Origin of the sequence: Kitasatospora sp. NPDC093679 (assembly GCF_040683455.1) — a bacterium.
GTDB classification, from domain to species: Bacteria; Actinomycetota; Actinomycetes; order Streptomycetales; family Streptomycetaceae; genus Kitasatospora; species Kitasatospora arboriphila.
In genome coordinates this window covers 13,077-27,705 of the sequence record NZ_JBFBDW010000059.1, presented here as the reverse complement: position 1 = coordinate 27,705, position 14,629 = coordinate 13,077, and the positions used below count along the sequence as shown (strand labels likewise).

Annotated in this window: 14 protein-coding genes; 2 read left to right on the top strand and 12 right to left on the bottom strand. The window is 74.3% G+C overall.

Annotated features, from left to right (window positions below; all coding sequences use genetic code 11):
• Positions 1-966: an NADPH:quinone oxidoreductase family protein gene (locus AB0O09_RS32755; RefSeq protein WP_363548269.1), complete on the top strand. Its 966-nt coding sequence runs from the start codon at positions 1-3 to the stop codon at positions 964-966.
• A gap of 73 nt (positions 967-1,039) precedes the next feature.
• Here AB0O09_RS32755 and AB0O09_RS32750 read toward each other — a convergent pair whose 3' ends face one another.
• Positions 1,040-1,600 carry a helix-turn-helix domain-containing protein gene (locus tag AB0O09_RS32750; protein WP_363548221.1) on the bottom strand — a complete coding sequence of 187 codons (561 nt, stop codon included), beginning with the start codon at positions 1,598-1,600 and terminating at the stop codon, positions 1,040-1,042.
• 91 nt (positions 1,601-1,691) lie between these two features.
• Between AB0O09_RS32750 and def the strand changes: the two genes are divergently transcribed.
• On the top strand, positions 1,692-2,381 hold the full coding sequence (gene def / locus AB0O09_RS32745) for a peptide deformylase (protein WP_363548218.1): 690 nt from the start codon (positions 1,692-1,694) through the stop codon (positions 2,379-2,381).
• A gap of 71 nt (positions 2,382-2,452) precedes the next feature.
• Here the strand turns inward: def and AB0O09_RS32740 are convergent, their stop codons facing one another.
• From AB0O09_RS32740 to AB0O09_RS32690, 11 genes are all read right to left on the bottom strand, one after another.
• On the bottom strand, positions 2,453-3,586 hold the full coding sequence (locus tag AB0O09_RS32740) for an acyl-CoA dehydrogenase family protein (RefSeq protein ID WP_363548216.1): 1,134 nt from the start codon (positions 3,584-3,586) through the stop codon (positions 2,453-2,455).
• Positions 3,583-4,767 (bottom strand): acyl-CoA dehydrogenase family protein, encoded by a 1,185-nt coding sequence (locus tag AB0O09_RS32735; protein WP_363548214.1) that lies wholly within the window; start codon positions 4,765-4,767, stop codon positions 3,583-3,585. Before AB0O09_RS32735 ends, AB0O09_RS32740 begins: the two co-directional genes overlap by 4 nt.
• Before the next feature lies 1 nt (position 4,768).
• A complete protein-coding gene (locus tag AB0O09_RS32730) occupies positions 4,769-5,992 on the bottom strand; it encodes an acyl-CoA dehydrogenase family protein (RefSeq protein WP_363548212.1) in 1,224 nt (407 codons plus the stop codon).
• Between the two features lie 3 nt (positions 5,993-5,995).
• A complete protein-coding gene (locus AB0O09_RS32725) occupies positions 5,996-7,024 on the bottom strand; it encodes a phosphotransferase family protein (RefSeq protein WP_363548209.1) in 1,029 nt (342 codons plus the stop codon).
• Between the two features lie 348 nt (positions 7,025-7,372).
• On the bottom strand, positions 7,373-9,025 hold the full coding sequence (locus tag AB0O09_RS32720; protein ID WP_363548207.1) for an APC family permease: 1,653 nt from the start codon (positions 9,023-9,025) through the stop codon (positions 7,373-7,375).
• A gap of 372 nt (positions 9,026-9,397) precedes the next feature.
• Complete coding sequence (locus AB0O09_RS32715) at positions 9,398-9,937, bottom strand: hypothetical protein (RefSeq protein ID WP_363548204.1); 540 nt, start codon at positions 9,935-9,937, stop codon at positions 9,398-9,400.
• A gap of 177 nt (positions 9,938-10,114) precedes the next feature.
• Positions 10,115-10,360: a hypothetical protein gene (locus tag AB0O09_RS32710; protein ID WP_344621783.1), complete on the bottom strand. Its 246-nt coding sequence runs from the start codon at positions 10,358-10,360 to the stop codon at positions 10,115-10,117.
• 154 nt (positions 10,361-10,514) lie between these two features.
• A complete protein-coding gene (locus AB0O09_RS32705; protein WP_363548201.1) occupies positions 10,515-11,084 on the bottom strand; it encodes a hypothetical protein in 570 nt (189 codons plus the stop codon).
• Positions 11,085-11,526: 442 nt separating this feature from the next.
• Complete coding sequence (locus AB0O09_RS32700) at positions 11,527-12,552, bottom strand: NAD(P)/FAD-dependent oxidoreductase (RefSeq protein WP_363548198.1); 1,026 nt, start codon at positions 12,550-12,552, stop codon at positions 11,527-11,529.
• A complete protein-coding gene (locus AB0O09_RS32695) occupies positions 12,549-13,073 on the bottom strand; it encodes an isoprenylcysteine carboxyl methyltransferase family protein (protein WP_363548195.1) in 525 nt (174 codons plus the stop codon). The genes AB0O09_RS32700 and AB0O09_RS32695 overlap by 4 nt, the downstream gene beginning before the upstream one ends.
• A gap of 10 nt (positions 13,074-13,083) precedes the next feature.
• Positions 13,084-14,148, bottom strand: a complete 1,065-nt coding sequence (locus tag AB0O09_RS32690) for a 3-oxoacyl-[acyl-carrier-protein] synthase III C-terminal domain-containing protein (protein WP_363548192.1) — start codon at positions 14,146-14,148, stop codon at positions 13,084-13,086.
• Positions 14,149-14,629: the final 481 nt, after the last annotated feature.

Below are 14,629 nucleotides of genomic sequence, written 5' to 3'. Positions count from 1 at the left end.
ATGAAGGCCTGGCAGGTCACCGAACTCGGCGAACCCGCCGCAGTGATGCGGCAGACCGAGACCGAACGCCCCGGCGCCGACGACGGCAAGCTGCTGGTCAAGGTCCGCGCCGCCGCCGTCAACTTCCCCGACGCCCTGATGTGCCGCGGCCACTACCAGGTCCGCCCGCCGCTGCCCTTCACCCCGGGCGTCGAACTCTGCGGCGAGATCGCCTCCGGCGACCGCGCGGGCGAACGCGTCGTCGGCACCCCGCTGCTGCCCGCCGGCGCCTTCGCCGAGTACGCCCTGATGGACCCGGCCACCGCCTTCCCCGCCCCGGCCGCCCTCGACGACGCCGAGGCCGCCGCCCTCCACATCGGCTACCAGACCGCCTGGTTCGGCCTGCACCGCCGGGCCCGGATCCAGGCCGGCGAGACCCTCCTCGTGCACGCCGCCGCGGGCGGTGTCGGCAGCGCCGCCGTCCAGCTCGGCAAGGCCGCCGGCGCCCGGGTCATCGGCGTGGTCGGCGGGCCGGAGAAGGCCGCCGCCGCCGAGGCGCTCGGCGCCGACCTGGTGATCGACCGCCACCACGAGGACTTCATCGCCGCCGTCAAGGACGCCACCGGCGGCCGCGGCGCCGACGTCGTCTTCGACCCGGTCGGCGGCGAGGCCTACACCGGCTCCACCAAGTGCATCGCCTTCGAGGGCCGGATCCTCGTCGTCGGCTTCGCCGGCGGCACCATCCCGGCCCCCGGCCTCAACCACGCCCTGGTCAAGAACTACGCGATCCTCGGACTGCACTGGGGGCTCTACAACGCCCACGACCCGCAGGCCGTCCGCGACTGCCACACCGAACTCACCGACCTCGCCGCCAAGGGCGTCGTCAAGCCGCTGATCGGCGAACGCCTCTCCTTCGACCGCGCCGCCGAAGCCGTCCAACGCGTCGCCGACGGCACCTCCATCGGCCGCCTCACGGTGCATCCGTAGGGCATCGGGCAACCACCACAGGGGCGCACGGGGAGAAACCCCGTGCGCCCCTGTTCCGTCCTGCCCGTACAGTTCAGCCGTCGAGCAGCGGGAACAGCCGGGCGACCACCGCGACCGGCCGCGCTGCCGCCGGCCGCCGGGCCGGCAGGTCCTCACGGTCGCCGTACCGGGCGAGCAACTGCCGTACCTCTTCGGCGACCCGGGACATCTCCTCCGGCGTCAGGTGGACGACGGCGCTGAATGCCTCGTCGTGCCGCCACTCCTCCGGCGCCCGCTCGCGATGAGTCAGCCACTGCCGGTAGCTCTCGTCCTCCAGGCCCCGCGCCAGCTCACCGAACTCCTGGCTCCCGCGCGGCTCTTCCGCCGTGCCGCCCGCCTGCCGCAGGCGCCAGGGCCTGGCGCGCCCGCCGGTCTGCGGCACCTCCTCGATCCGGCCGTAGCGGGCCAGCTGCCTGAGGTGGAACGAGCACAGTCCCGAGCTGTATCCGAGGCGTCGGGCCGCGCTGGTGGACGTGACGGTGTCCTCCTCCGCCAGCAGGCGCAGCAGCGCCGTCCGCACCTCGTGGTCGGACAGTTCGTCGCCGGGCCGTGCCGGCTGCTGAATTGACGCTTCCTCAGTCACTTTGCAAAGCATGCTACTTTGCAAAGCGTCCGGCAAGCGCCGGCAGGCAGCCGAGGGCCCGTGCAGCCGCGGGCCCGTGCCCGACATGCGAGGGGGAACACCGATGCCGGAGCAGCACCACCACCGGGCCCGGGCGGCCGACGGGCCGCGGGTCTTGGTCCAGGGCGAACCGGTCGACCACTGCCCGGTGCCGCCGCCGGAGGCAACCCGCGGCTCGGTGCTGCGGATCACGGAGGCGGGGGAGGAGGTCCTGCACCGGCCCTGCCGCCCGGCCGGCGCGGAGTTCGGCAGCCCGGAGCTCGCCCGGCTGATCGACGACATGTTCGCCACCATGTACACCGCCGAAGGAGCGGGCCTGGCAGCCAACCAGGTCGGCGTCGACCTGCAACTCTTCGTCTACGACTGCCTCGACGACGCGGGCGTCCGCCACGTCGGTCACATCCTCAACCCGGTGATGGAGCCGGAGGACGTGCGCGGGCGCCGCCTCGTCGACGACGACGAGGGCTGCCTCTCCGTCCCCGGTGCGGCCATGGAGGTGCCGCGCTCCGCCCGCACCGTCGTCCGCGGGCAGGACCGCGACGGCCGTCCGATCACGGTCGAGGGCACCGGCTACTTCGCCCGCTGCCTGCAGCACGAGACGGACCACCTGCACGGCCGCCTCTACCTCGACCGCCTCTCCGGGCGGGACCGCCGCACGGCCCTGCGGCAGACGGCGGAACGGCGTGAGCGCGTCCTCGCGCAGCGCGCGGCGAGGGCGGAGCGGCTGCGCGCCGAGCACCCCGTCGTGCCGTGAACGGGCCGGGCGCCGCGGAGGGGGACCGCCGTCGTCTCCCTCCGCGGCGCCCGCGCCGCCGCCCGTCCGTCTCAGCCGGCGACCGGCGCCGGCAGGTCCACCAGGCGGGCCAGCGCGGCCCGGTGGGCGCCGGGGGTGCCCAGGGCGATCTGGTCGGCCTTGGCGCGCTTGAGGTAGAGGTGCGCCGGGTGTTCCCAGGTCATCCCGATGCCGCCGTGCAGCTGCACGCACTCCTCGGCCGCCCGCACGGCCACCGCCCCGCAGTGCGCCTGCGCCACCGCCACCGCGACCTCCGCGTCGGCGTCGCCCCGCGCCAGCACGTCCGCCGCGTACCGGGCAGCGGCCCGCGCCCCGACGATCTCCAGCCACAGGTCGGCCAGCCGGTGCTTGAGCGCCTGGAACGAGCCGACCGGGCGGGCGAACTGGGTGCGGTCCTTCAGGTACGCCACGGTCGTCGACAGGCACCACTCGGCGATGCCCAGTTGCTCGGAGGCGAGCAGTCCGGCGCCGGTGAGCAGCGCCTGCCGCACCGCCTCCTCCGCGTCCGCGCCCACCGCGACGGCCCGTGCCGGCACGCCCGTCAGTGCCAGGTCGGCCGGCGGGCGGGTGAGGTCGAGCGAGGTGCGCCGTGTCACGGACAGTCCGGCCGCGGCGGCCTCGACCGCGTAGAGCGCGGCGCCGTCCGGCCCGGCCGCGGGCACCAGCAGCACGTCCGCCACCAGTGCGTCCGCGACCGAGGTGATCCGCCCGTTCAGCGTGCCGGCCCCGTCGACCCGGACGGTCGCCGGGAACCCGGCGCCGGGCGCGGTGGACAGCGGCACGGCGAGCGCCGCCGTCCGCTCCCCGCCGGCCAGCGCGGAGAGCAACTCCTCGGCGCCGCAGGCGAGCAGCGCGGTCGTCGCCAGCACCGCACTGCCGAGGAACGGCACGGGTGCCGCGCTGCGCCCCAACTCCTCCAGGACGACGGCGGTCTCGCGCAGCGAGGCACCGGCCCCGCCGAGCGCCTCCGGCACCTGGAGGCCGGCCGCGCCGAGGTCGGCGGCGAGCTTGCGCCAGAGCGCGGGGTCGTACGGCGCGGGGCCCTCGCAGCGCGCGAGGATCGCCTCGGGCGGGCAGTGGTCGGCGAGCAACGCCCTTACGCTGCTGCGCAGTTCCTCCTCGACCTCGGAGTACAGCAGGTCGGCCGGGCCGGTGGCGTCGGTCATCGCGGCAGCTCCTTCCAGGGCACGTTCTTGTCGGCGCGCGGCTCGCCGGGCAGGCCGAGGACGCGCTCGGCGACGATGTTGCGCAGGATCTCCGAGGTGCCGCCCTCGATGGAGTTGCCCTTGGCGCGGAGATAGCGGTAGCCGGCCTCGCGGCCGGTGAAGTCGACGTGGTCGGGACGGACCATCGTCCAGTCGTCGTACGCGAGGCCGTCCTCGGCGAGGAGTTCGACCTCCAGTCCGCTCAACTCCTGGGCGAGACGGGCGAAGGCGAGCTTCATGGCGGCGCCCTCGGGGCCGGGCTGGCCCAGCGCGAGCTGCTGGCGCAGCCGTTCCCCGGTGAGCCGGGCGACCTCGGCGTCCACCCAGCCCTTGAGGAGCCGCTGGTGGAGGTCGTGGGTGCGAAGTTCCGGCCGGGCGCGCCAGGTCTCGGCGACGACGCCGACCATGCCGGCCTCGCGCGGGGCGGCCTGGCCGCCGATGGCGACCCGCTCGTTGTTGAGGGTGGTCTGGGCGACCTGCCAGCCCTCGCCGACGGCACCGAGCCGGTGCGCGTCGGGGATGCGGACACCGGTGAGGAAGACCTCGTTGAACTCGGCCTCGCCGGTGATCTGCCGCAGCGGGCGGACCTCGACACCGGGGTCGGTCATGTCGCAGACGAAGTAGGTGATGCCCCGGTGCTTGGGCACGTCCGGGTCGGTGCGGGCGATCAGGATCGCCCAGCGGGCGGTGTGCGCGCTGGACGTCCACACCTTCTGGCCGTCGACCGTCCAGGTGTCGCCGTCGAGGACGGCCCGGGTGCCGAGCGCGGCGAGGTCGGAGCCCGCGCCGGGCTCGGAGAAGAGCTGGCACCAGACCTCCTCGCCCGTCCACAGCGGCCGCAGGAAGCGCCGCTTCTGCTCCTCGGTGCCGTACGCGAGGATGGTGGGGGCGGCCATGCCGAGGCCGATGCCGATCTTCCGCGGGTCGTTGCCGGGTGCTCCGGCGGCGGCCAACTCGGCGTCCACGACGGCCTGCAGGGGCCGCGGTGCGCCGAGGCCGCCGAGCCCCTCGGGGAAGTGCACCCAGGCGAGTCCGGCGTCGAACCGGGCCCGCAGGAAGTCGAGCCGGTCGGTGGTCGCCGGGTCGTGTGCGGCGAGCAGCTCCGCCACCCGCTGCCGGAGGTCCTCTTCACGGACGGCCATGTCAGCCCTCCTTCTTCTGGTAGCGGCCGAGTTCGCGGCGGGCGAGCGAGCGGCGGTGCACCTCGTCGGGGCCGTCGGCGAGCCGCAGCGTGCGGTTACCGGCCCAGAGCTGGGCGAGCGGGGTGTCCTGGCTGACGCCGGCGGCGCCGTGGGTCTGCACGGCCTTGTCGAGGATCCACTCGACGGTCTGCGGAACGATGATCTTGATGGCCTGGATCTCGGTGTGGGCGCCGCGGTTGCCGACGGTGTCCATCAGCCAGGCGGTCTTCAGCACCAGCAGCCGGGCCTGCTCGATCCGCACCCGGGACTCGGCGATCCAGTCCTGCACCACGCCCTGGTCGGCCAGCGGCCGGCCGAAGGCGACCCGGTCGACGGCCCGGCGGCACATCAGCTCCAGCGCCCGCTCGGCGATGCCCAGGGCCCGCATGCAGTGGTGGATCCGGCCCGGTCCCAGCCGGGCCTGGGCGATGGCGAAGCCGGAGCCCTCCTCGCCGATGAGGTTGGCGGCCGGCACCCGGACGTCCTCGAAGAGCACCTCGGCGTGCCCGCCGTGGTCCTGGTCCTCGTAGCCGAAGACGGTCATGCCGCGCTTCACCGTGACGCCCGCGGTGTCGCGGGGCACCAGGATCATCGACTGCTGCCGGTGCTTGGCGGCGGTGGGGTCGGTCTTGCCCATGACGATGAAGATCCGACAGTTGGGGTTCATCGCGCCGGTGATGTACCACTTGCGGCCGTTGACGACGTACTGGTCGCCGTCCCGCTCGATCCGGGTGGTGATGTTGGAGGCGTCCGAGGACGCGACGTCCGGCTCGGTCATCGCGAAGGCGGAGCGGATCTTGCCGGCGAGCAGCGGCTCCAGCCACTGCTTGCGCTGCTCCTCGCTGCCGAACTGGTCGAGCACCTCCATGTTGCCGGTGTCCGGCGCGGCGCAGTTGAGCGCGGCGGGCGCCAGCAGCACCGAGCGGCCGGTGATCTCGGCGAGCGGCGCGTACTGGAGGTTGGTGAGGCCGGCGCCGGCCTCGCCGGGGAGGAAGAGGTTCCACAGGCCGCGTTCCCGGGCGGCGGCCTGGAGCTCGGCGACGACCGGCGGGATCGTCCACGGCTCGCGGGCCGGGTCGGCGAGCTGTGCGGCGAGCACCGGCTCGGCCGGGTACACGTGCTCGTCCATGAAGTCGAGCAGCCGGGAGCGCAGCTCCTCGGTGCGGGTGTCGAAGGAGAAGTCCACGGATCAGCGCTCCTTGAGTGCGGTGAGGCCGAACTGCACGAACAGCGGGACGAGTTCGCCGACCCGGTCGAAGCCGGCGCCGACCGTGCCGCCCTGGGTGAAGCGGTAGTGGATGCCCTCCAGCACGACCGCGAGCTTGAACGAGGCGAAGCCGGTGTACCAGCCGAGCGCCGAGACGTCCCGGCCGGAGCCGCCGGCGTACCGGGCGACCAGTTCGGCGGTCCGCGGGAAGCCCTCGGCGAGGGCGGCGCCGGGCAGCACGCCGTTGAAGCGGCGGGCCAGCTCGGTGTACATCACCAGCAGGCCGAGGTCGGTGAGCGGGTCGCCGAGGGTGGACATCTCCCAGTCGAGGACGGCGCGGATCCGGTCGTCCGGGCCGACCAGGACGTTGTCCAGCCGGTAGTCGCCGTGCACCAGCGCGGGCGCGGGGGAGACCGGCAGGGTGCGGGCGAGCTGCTCGTGCAGCTCGTCGATGCCGGGCACCTCGCGGCTGCGGGAGGCGTCCAGCTGCTTGCCCCAGCGGCGCAGCTGGCGCTCCAGGAAGCCCTCGGGCCGGCCGAAGGCGTCGAGGCCGACCGCCGCGGGCTCGACGGCGTGCAGGTCGACCAGGGTGTCGACCAGGTGGAGGCCGAGCGCGTGCACCCGCTCCGGGCCGAGCGCGCCGAGCGCCTCGGCGTCCCGGTGCGGGGTGCCCTCGACGTACTCCATGAGGTAGAAGGGCGCACCGATCACCTCGGTGTCCTCGACCAGCAGCAGCGGGCGCGGCACCGGGACGCGGGTGGGGTGCAGCGCGGCCAGCACGGTGTGCTCGCGGGTCATGTCGTGCGCGGTGGCGAGGACGTGGCCGAGCGGCGGCCGGCGCAGCACCCACCGTCCGGTGCCGTCCTCCAGCAGGTAGGTCAGGTTGGACTTGCCGCCCTCGAACAGCTTCGCCCGCAGCGGGCCGGTGACGGTGCCCGGCAGCTCTGCGTCGAGCCGCTCGCGCAGCCGGTCCAGGTCGAGACCGGGTGGGGTCTCGGGGGTGTCGCTCATGGGCCCTCGCCTCGGGAAGGACTGATCGGATCAAGCACTGACGGGAAGCACTGACGGAGAGTGCTGACTAAGCGCTTGCTTAGCTTCGCTGCGACGCCCTCCCCTTGTCAACGGCCCGCACGGCCCCGGGGGTGTGCCGCGACCGCGCTCCGGCTGCGCCCCGGGAACGCCGCGAGCCGTCCGCGGCGGCGCTGCCGGGACGGCTCGTGGGGAGGGCGGGGCCTCGCAGGGCGGACGGGCGGCCCGGAGACCGGCGGAGCCCGGCCGCTGTGGGGCGGCCGGGCTCCTCGGGTGGGGCGGGCGGCAGGTCCGTTCGGTGACCCGACCGGTGCTGCCCGGAGGGTTGGATCAGTGGCCGCCCTCGTCGACGACCTCGACGTCCTCGATGTTCTGGTCGATCGCGTCGGCGGGCAGCGCCACGCGGATCGCCCAGTGGTAGATGCCGAGCGCGAAGACCGCGACGAGCAGCATGTCCCACCACATCGGGATGGTGCCGGTGCCGTCGCCGAAGCCGCCCTGCCAGGAGATCAGGCCGAGGCCGACCAGGTAGGCCGGCAGCCACTGCGCCGGACGCCAGTCGAGGCGCGGCGCGTTCGGCAGGCCCTTGCGGACGGCGTACGCGGCGTAGCTGCCGAGCAGCACGTAGCCGATGACGATGGCGATGCCGAGGCGGGCCAGGGTGTGCCAGCCGGTCCAGTAGATGATCAGGCTCGCCACGATGAAGGACAGCGGGGCGATCACCTCGCCGAACGGCAGGCGGTAGGAGCGCTCACGGTCCGGCAGGCGGCGGCGCAGGGCGCCGAAGGCGAGCGGGGCGCCGGCGTACATCAGCACCGAGGCGGAGGTGATGAAGCCGACCAGCTCCTGCCAGCTCGGGAAGGGCAGGAAGCAGATGACACCGGTGACGAAGGAGATGATCAGGCCGAACCACGGCACGCCGCGCTTGTCGACCCGCTCGAACAGCTGCGGGGCGTAGCCGTTCTTGCTGAGGCCGTAGGAGATGCGCGAGGTGGAGGTGGTGTAGATCAGGCCGGTGCCGCCGGGGGAGACGATGGCGTCGAAGTACAGCACCCAGGCGAGCCAGCCGAGGCCGACCACGGTGGCGAGGCCGGCGAACGGGCCGGAGATGCCGGGGAAGTCCAGGTTCTCCCAGCCCTTGGCGAAGGCGGTGCCGGGCAGTGCGGCGATGAAGACGACCTGCAGCAGGACGTAGATCAGGGTGCCGATGGCGACCGAGCCGAGCACCGCGCGCGGGATGTCGCGCTTGGGGTTCTTGCTCTCGCCGGCCAGCTGGATGGCCTGCTCGAAGCCGAGCAGCGCGAAGATGATGCCGCTGGTGCTGATCGCGGCGAGCACGCCCTTGATGCCGAACGGCGCGAAGCCGTGCGAGGTGAAGTTGCCGCCGTGGAAGTTGGACACCGCGAGCACGAGGATCGTGGCCAGCGGGACGGCGATCTTCAGCCAGGTCGCCACCGAGTTGGTGTGCGCCAGCACTCGGACGCCGAGGAAGTTGACCGCGACGAAGACGCCCATGAGCAGGACGGCGACGACGAAGCCGCTGACCGTGAGGGTGCCGTTGTCGTTCAGGAAGCCCTTGGCGAACTCCCAGTGACCGGCGTAGCCGATCATGGCCTCGACCTCGATGGGGGCGACCGTCGCCGCCTGCAGCCAGGAGAACCAGCCGAACGACATGCCGGCGAGTCCGCCGAAGGCGTAGTGCGGGTAGCGGGCGGTGCCGCCGGCGACCGGGAAGAGGCCGCCGAGCTCGGCGTGGACGAACGCGAGCAGGACGATCGCGACCGCGCCGATGCCCCAGGAGACGAGGGCCGCCGGGCCGGCGACCATGACGGCGTTCTTGGCGCCGTACAGCCAGCCGGAGCCGATGATCGAGCCGACGGAGGCCCAGAGGAGGCCGATCAGCCCGACCTCGCGCCGCAGTGATCGGCTGCCTGAGCCGGTCGGCGGGGCGGAGGACGGGGCGAGCTGGTCGACAGAAGCCATGGGTGGGATTGACCTCTCGATGAAATGGCAGGGGTTGAGAGTTGCCCAAGGCTAGGCGGAGTGATTTGTCGAACAGAACCCCATGAATCCGAATAGTTATCTGGCTCGAACGGGAATGATCATGAGTATTCGTCAAAACCCTTGGAATTTAGGGGAGTTGGTGTATGTGCAGGTAGGGCAAAGGTTTGTAAATTTGAGCTTCTCTTGAGGAATTGACGGTCGGGGCATCGCCACCCGCCGCAGTGCATAATGATGAGGCGGACCGGTGGAGATTCCTGGGACCCGTTGTGCAAGACTATGCAGACCTCGAAAATGGTGCAGACCACCATTCAGCGCCGTTCGGGCGCTGCCGATCCGGGCCCGGCGCGGGGTTCAGCCGGCCGTCACCCGGTCGCCGAGCGCGTCCACCACGTACCACTGGTCCAGCTGCCGGCCGCCCGCGTCGCCGGGCGCCGCGTCCTCCGCGAAGTAGTACAGCGGGTGCCCCTTGTAGAGGACCTGGCCGACCCCGTCGGTCCGCTTCCCGACCCCCAGCAGTCCGTCGTCCACGCCGGCGCCCGCGACCGGGAAGCCGGTGGTGGTCAGCGGCGGCCACTGCGTCGCGCACTCGCCGTAGCAGGTCGACTGCGTGGAGGTGTCACCCGCGAACAGGTACAGGGTGCGGCCCCGGGCGTCCACCAGGATCGGCCCGAACCCCGCACCGTCGGCCAGCGACACCTGGGTGCCCGGGGCCGGGGTCGGGGTCGCGGACGGCTCGGGCTCGGCGCTCGGGGCGGGGGACTCCGTCGACGGCTCCTGCTGCGCCGGCCGGCCAGGCAGCGGCGCCGGGTTCGGGTCGCCCGGGGCGCAGCCGAGGCAGACGGCGGCCAGCAGGGCGGCAACGACAACGGCGGCCGGACGGACCTTGGGCATCGCGGACTCCTTCACCCGACGTGAGCGGTCAGCTACCACTACCGCCCCGCGCCGCCCGCCCGGCCACTCCAGCGGCCCGCCCCTCGGCGGATGGAGTGGCCCGATTGCCCTGGATGGCCGCCTCCGCCCGGGTGGACGCCCGCACGCGGGCGGGCTGCCCGCTGCGCGCGGCCCGCGTCAGTCCGCCGTCCAGACGGTGCGGTCGCCGCCGCGCCAGCCCACCAGGTCCGGGTCGTCCAGGTCCGGCTCGGACACCCCCGCGTGGCGGATGAACTCCGCCACGTCCTCCTCGCCGTACGCCCTGCCCACCAGCCGGCCGTAGATCTCGACCCGGCGGTACGGGCGGACGCCCCGGGTGGGCGGGCGCACCACGACGGGCGGGGTGAAGATGTCCCCGCCGCTCTGCTCCGGTGACGCTGCCATACCCCCAGTGTCACCCGTCGCGGACCCGAGCGGCCCGGCCGCGCCCCGGGCCGGACCCCCCGTTGCTCCGACCGGCCCACACCGCGGCCCGTCGACCGGCCCGGTCCCCGCCCGGACGACGTCCCCCGGGCGGGCCGCTGCCGCGACGGTGACCTCAGGCCGGCCGGTGCCGCGGTCGCTCCGGCGCGCCCTCGGTGAGCAGCGGCGCCCGGTGAAGCGGCGGCGGCTCGCCGGGCAGGTCGGCGAGGTACCAGTAGTGCCGCAGCATGACCTGCAGGATCCTCCGCACCCGCAGCAGCAGCAGCGTCGCCAGCGGCAGCTCCACCAGCAGGGCCGCGCCGACGCTCGCCCAGACGTCGTCCGTCCCCCAGGAGAGCATCACGTCGAACCAGGCGTCGCAGATCAGCAGGACGGCCGCCGCCAGCGCCCACGGCACCAGCAGCCGGCGCCGCCGCCAGCCGAACCAGGCGGTCGCCGCCAGCGCCACCAGCAGCCCGAGGTCGAAGCCGACCCAGGCCAGCCGCCACTGCCGGGCCTCGAAGTGCACCGGCAACGTCGCCGCCAGGAAGCCGATCCACGGCAGCAGCGCCGCACAGCACACCACCAGCACGCCGAGGCCCCGGCGCCGCCGCCGGTCGATGCCGCGCAGCTCCTCCTCGGTGAGCCCGGCCCGCCAGTCGGTGGGGTGCCCGCAGTGCGGGCAGCTCTCGTGGTGCTGCGCCATGGCGTACTCCCTGGCCGGGCGGCCCCCTCCCGGCATTCTCCCGCCGCCCCGGCGACGCCGCAGGGCCCGCCCGGGCGGCCTCCGGGCCCGCCGGGAGGCGGTCCGGGGCGGGTCGGTGGAGCCGGGCGTTCCCGTGATCCGGGTGCGTGTCGATGTCGGCGGTCACGGTGCCGGTCGCGTGGACGCCCTTGTCGGGGATCGGATGGTGCGGGCTGCCGGTGAGGCCCTTGACGATCCGGCCCCCGTGCAGTCGCCGGGCGCGAAGCCGTACCGCGCCCCCGCTGTGCCGGGCCCGCGCTTCCGTGCTCCGCTCCCTGCGCCTGGCCCGGGGGCCGCCGTATGCCGTCCCCTTGAGGGGCGCCCGGGGGCGGTGCGGACCACCCGCCTCCCGGGCGACCAGACACCGCCCGGGCGGCGCACGGGACACCCGTCCCGGACGGGCTCACGCCAGCAGGTTCACCCCGGCCTCGAAGACCCGCGGCAGTCGGGCCGCGAGCGGCACGATTCGCGGGGCCAGCACCGGCCGCTGCCGCGCCCACAGCAGCGCGCCGGTCAGCAACCGGTAGCTGCGCGAGGCGCGCCGCCACGCCCGCTCGTACGCCTCCGGCCGGCCCGTCCGCACGCAACGCACCAGCTCGTCCGCGCAGGCCAGGGCCACCGACAGGCCCTCCCCGGTGAGCGCGTCCAGGTAGCCCGCCGCGTCGCCCACCAGCAGCGCCCGCCCGGCGACCCGCGCCCGGACCCGCTGGTGCAGCGGCCCCGCGCCGCGCACCGTCGTGCCCGCCCCGGCCGGCAGCCGCGCCGCCAGCAGCGGGAACCGTGCCAACTGCTCGTCGAACGGCGCCCGGTCGCAGGTCAGCAGCGCCACACCCACCAGCTCCGGGCCGAGGGGCGTGACGTACGCCTCCGCCCGCGCCGACCAGTGCACCTCCACCGACCCGGACCACGGCGCCACCGGGTAGTGCCGACGCAGCCCGTACCGGACGGCGCGGCCCGGCGGCGGCGGCCGGTGCAGGCCGAGTGCGCGCCGGACGGGGGAGTGCAGCCCGTCCGCGGCGACCAGGTGCCGGGCCGTCAGTCCGGCCGCCCGCACCGCGTGCGGGCCGACGTCCACCGCGCCGACCCGCAGCGGCAGTACCCGCACGCCGAGCTCCGCGGCCCGCGTTGCCAGCGCCGCGTGCAGCACCGTGCGCCGCACCCCGAGACCGTGCCCCGTGCGGAACCGTGCCTCGGCGGCCCGCGTCCCGGTCGCCTCCAGGTAGCGGATGCCGTGGAAGGCGTGGCCCTCCGGCGCCACGCCGAGCCCGGCCAGCGCCCGGACGGCGGCCGGCATCAGACCCTCCCCGCAGGCCTTGTCCACCGGAGGCCGACGCGGCTCGGCCACCACCACCTCCAGGCCCGCGAGCGCCCCGTGCACGGCGGTGGCCAGCCCGGCCGGGCCGCCGCCCACCACCAGCAGGTCGATCACCGGGCGACCGCCGGCGCCACCCCGCCGAGCGCCGCCTCCTCGCAGCGGATGCGCACCCCTAGCAGCCACAGGTTCAGCACCGTGAAGGCGCCCGCCGTCAGCCATGCCGAGTGCACCAGCGGCAGCGCCGCCCCCTCCACCACCACGGCCAGGTAGTTCGGGTGCCGCAGCCACCGGTACGGGCCGCGGGTGACCAGCGGCAGGCCCGGCACCACGATCACCCGGGTGTTCCAGCGCGGCCCGAGCGAGGCGATGCACCACCAGCGCAGCCCCTGCGCGGCGAGCACCAGCAGCAGCATCGGCACACCCAGCGCGGGCACGAACGGCCTTGCCAGCAGAGCCGGTTCGAGGAGGCAGCCGACCAGCAGCGCCTTGTGCAGCAGCACCATCGGCGGGTAGTGGCCGCGGCCGTGCTCGGTGCCGCCGCGGGCGAGGCTCCAGGCGGCGTTGCGGCGGGCGACCACGAGTTCGACGAGCCGCTCGGCGGCGACCAGCAGGACGAGCAGGGAGTACCAGGACATCGGACCTCGATCACCAGCGGAGCAGGACGAGTTCGGACGAGAAGCCGGGCCCCAGCGCGAGCACCAGGCCGGCGGAGCCGGGCGGCGGGGGGCCGTCCGCCTGGACGTCGCGCAGGATGTGCAGCACCGAGGCGGAGGACAGGTTGCCCACCCGAGCCAGCGAGCGGCGGCTCGGCGCGAGCGCGGACTCCGGCAGGCCCAGCGCCTCCCCGAGGGCGTCCAGCACCTTCGGCCCGCCCGGGTGGCAGATCCAGGCGGCCACCTCGTCCGGCTTCAGGTCGTGCTCGGCGAGGAACGCCTCGACCTCCTCGGCCACGTGCAGTCCGGTCAGCTCCGGCAGCGCTCCGCCGAGGACGATCCGGAACCCGCGGTCGCCGATGTCCCACCCCAGCAGGTGCCCGGTCCCGGGGTACAGGCGGCTGCGGGTCGCCACCACCCGCGGGCCGGGGGAGTCGTCGAAGCGCGGATGCTCCGGGCCGACCGCCAGCAGTGCGCCCGCACCGTCCCCGAACAGCGCCGAGGCCACCAGGTTGGCGGTGGAGGCGTCCGAGCGCTGCAGGGTCAGCGAGCAGAGCTCCGTGGAGAGCAGCAGCGCGGCATGGCCGGGCCGGCCCGCCAGGTAGTCGTGCAGCCGGGCCAGTCCGGCCGCGCCCGCCGCACAGCCCAGCCCGAAGACGGGGAGCCGGCGGACGTCCTGCCGCAGTCCGAGCGGGCCGGCCAGCCGGGCTTCCAGCGACGGTGCCGCGATCCCGGTGACCGAGGTCGACACCACCAGCTCGATCTCCTCGGCGGCCAGCCCGGCCTCCGCCAGCACCGTTCGCGCGGCCCGCTCGCCGAGCTCCAGGGCGGCGGCGATGAACGCGTCGTTGGCCTGCCCGAAGCCGTCGATGCCCGCGTACCGCTCCAGCGGCAGCGCCAGATGACGGGTCGCCACCCCGGCCCCGGCGTGCAGCCGCTCCAGCACCGCCCGGTCCGCGTCCGGCGGCAGGCAGAGCGCCGCCAGCGCCTCGGTGATCTCCTCCTGCCGGTAGCGGTGGACCGGCAGCACCCCGCTCACCGCCACAATTCGGGTCATCGGTTCAGGATAGGGAGGATTCGGCCTTATGTGGCGAAAGAGGGACTCTTGGGCGCGCCCAGTTCGCTGTTCGGAGGTCGTGTCGCGTAGGTGATGCCGTGTCACTGCCGGAAGGTGGTGTTGGGCGGTGTGTGCCACGCTCTGGCGTTGGGGAGTCGCCGTTGCGGGAGCGATGGCGTGTAACCGTTGTTGATGTGATGCTGTGTAACTGGAGTGACGGGGTGCCTGTGGTGTGGTCCGCTGTCGCGCCGGAACGGCCAGTTGCTCTTGTGATGGTGTGTAACCGAGTGGAGAGCCTCTCGACGCGGCGTGCCTCCGGCACCCGTCCCTCAGCCCGTAGCCACCGTGATGGCGTGTAACCGGAGGGACGGCCTGTCCGCCCCGCGAGCCCGCCTTCCTCGGGCTACGACCACCGCGGCGCGCCCGGCCCGGCTTGGCCCGGCCCCACCCCGCTCCCGCGTGCCGTTGCGGGGCGAACCGT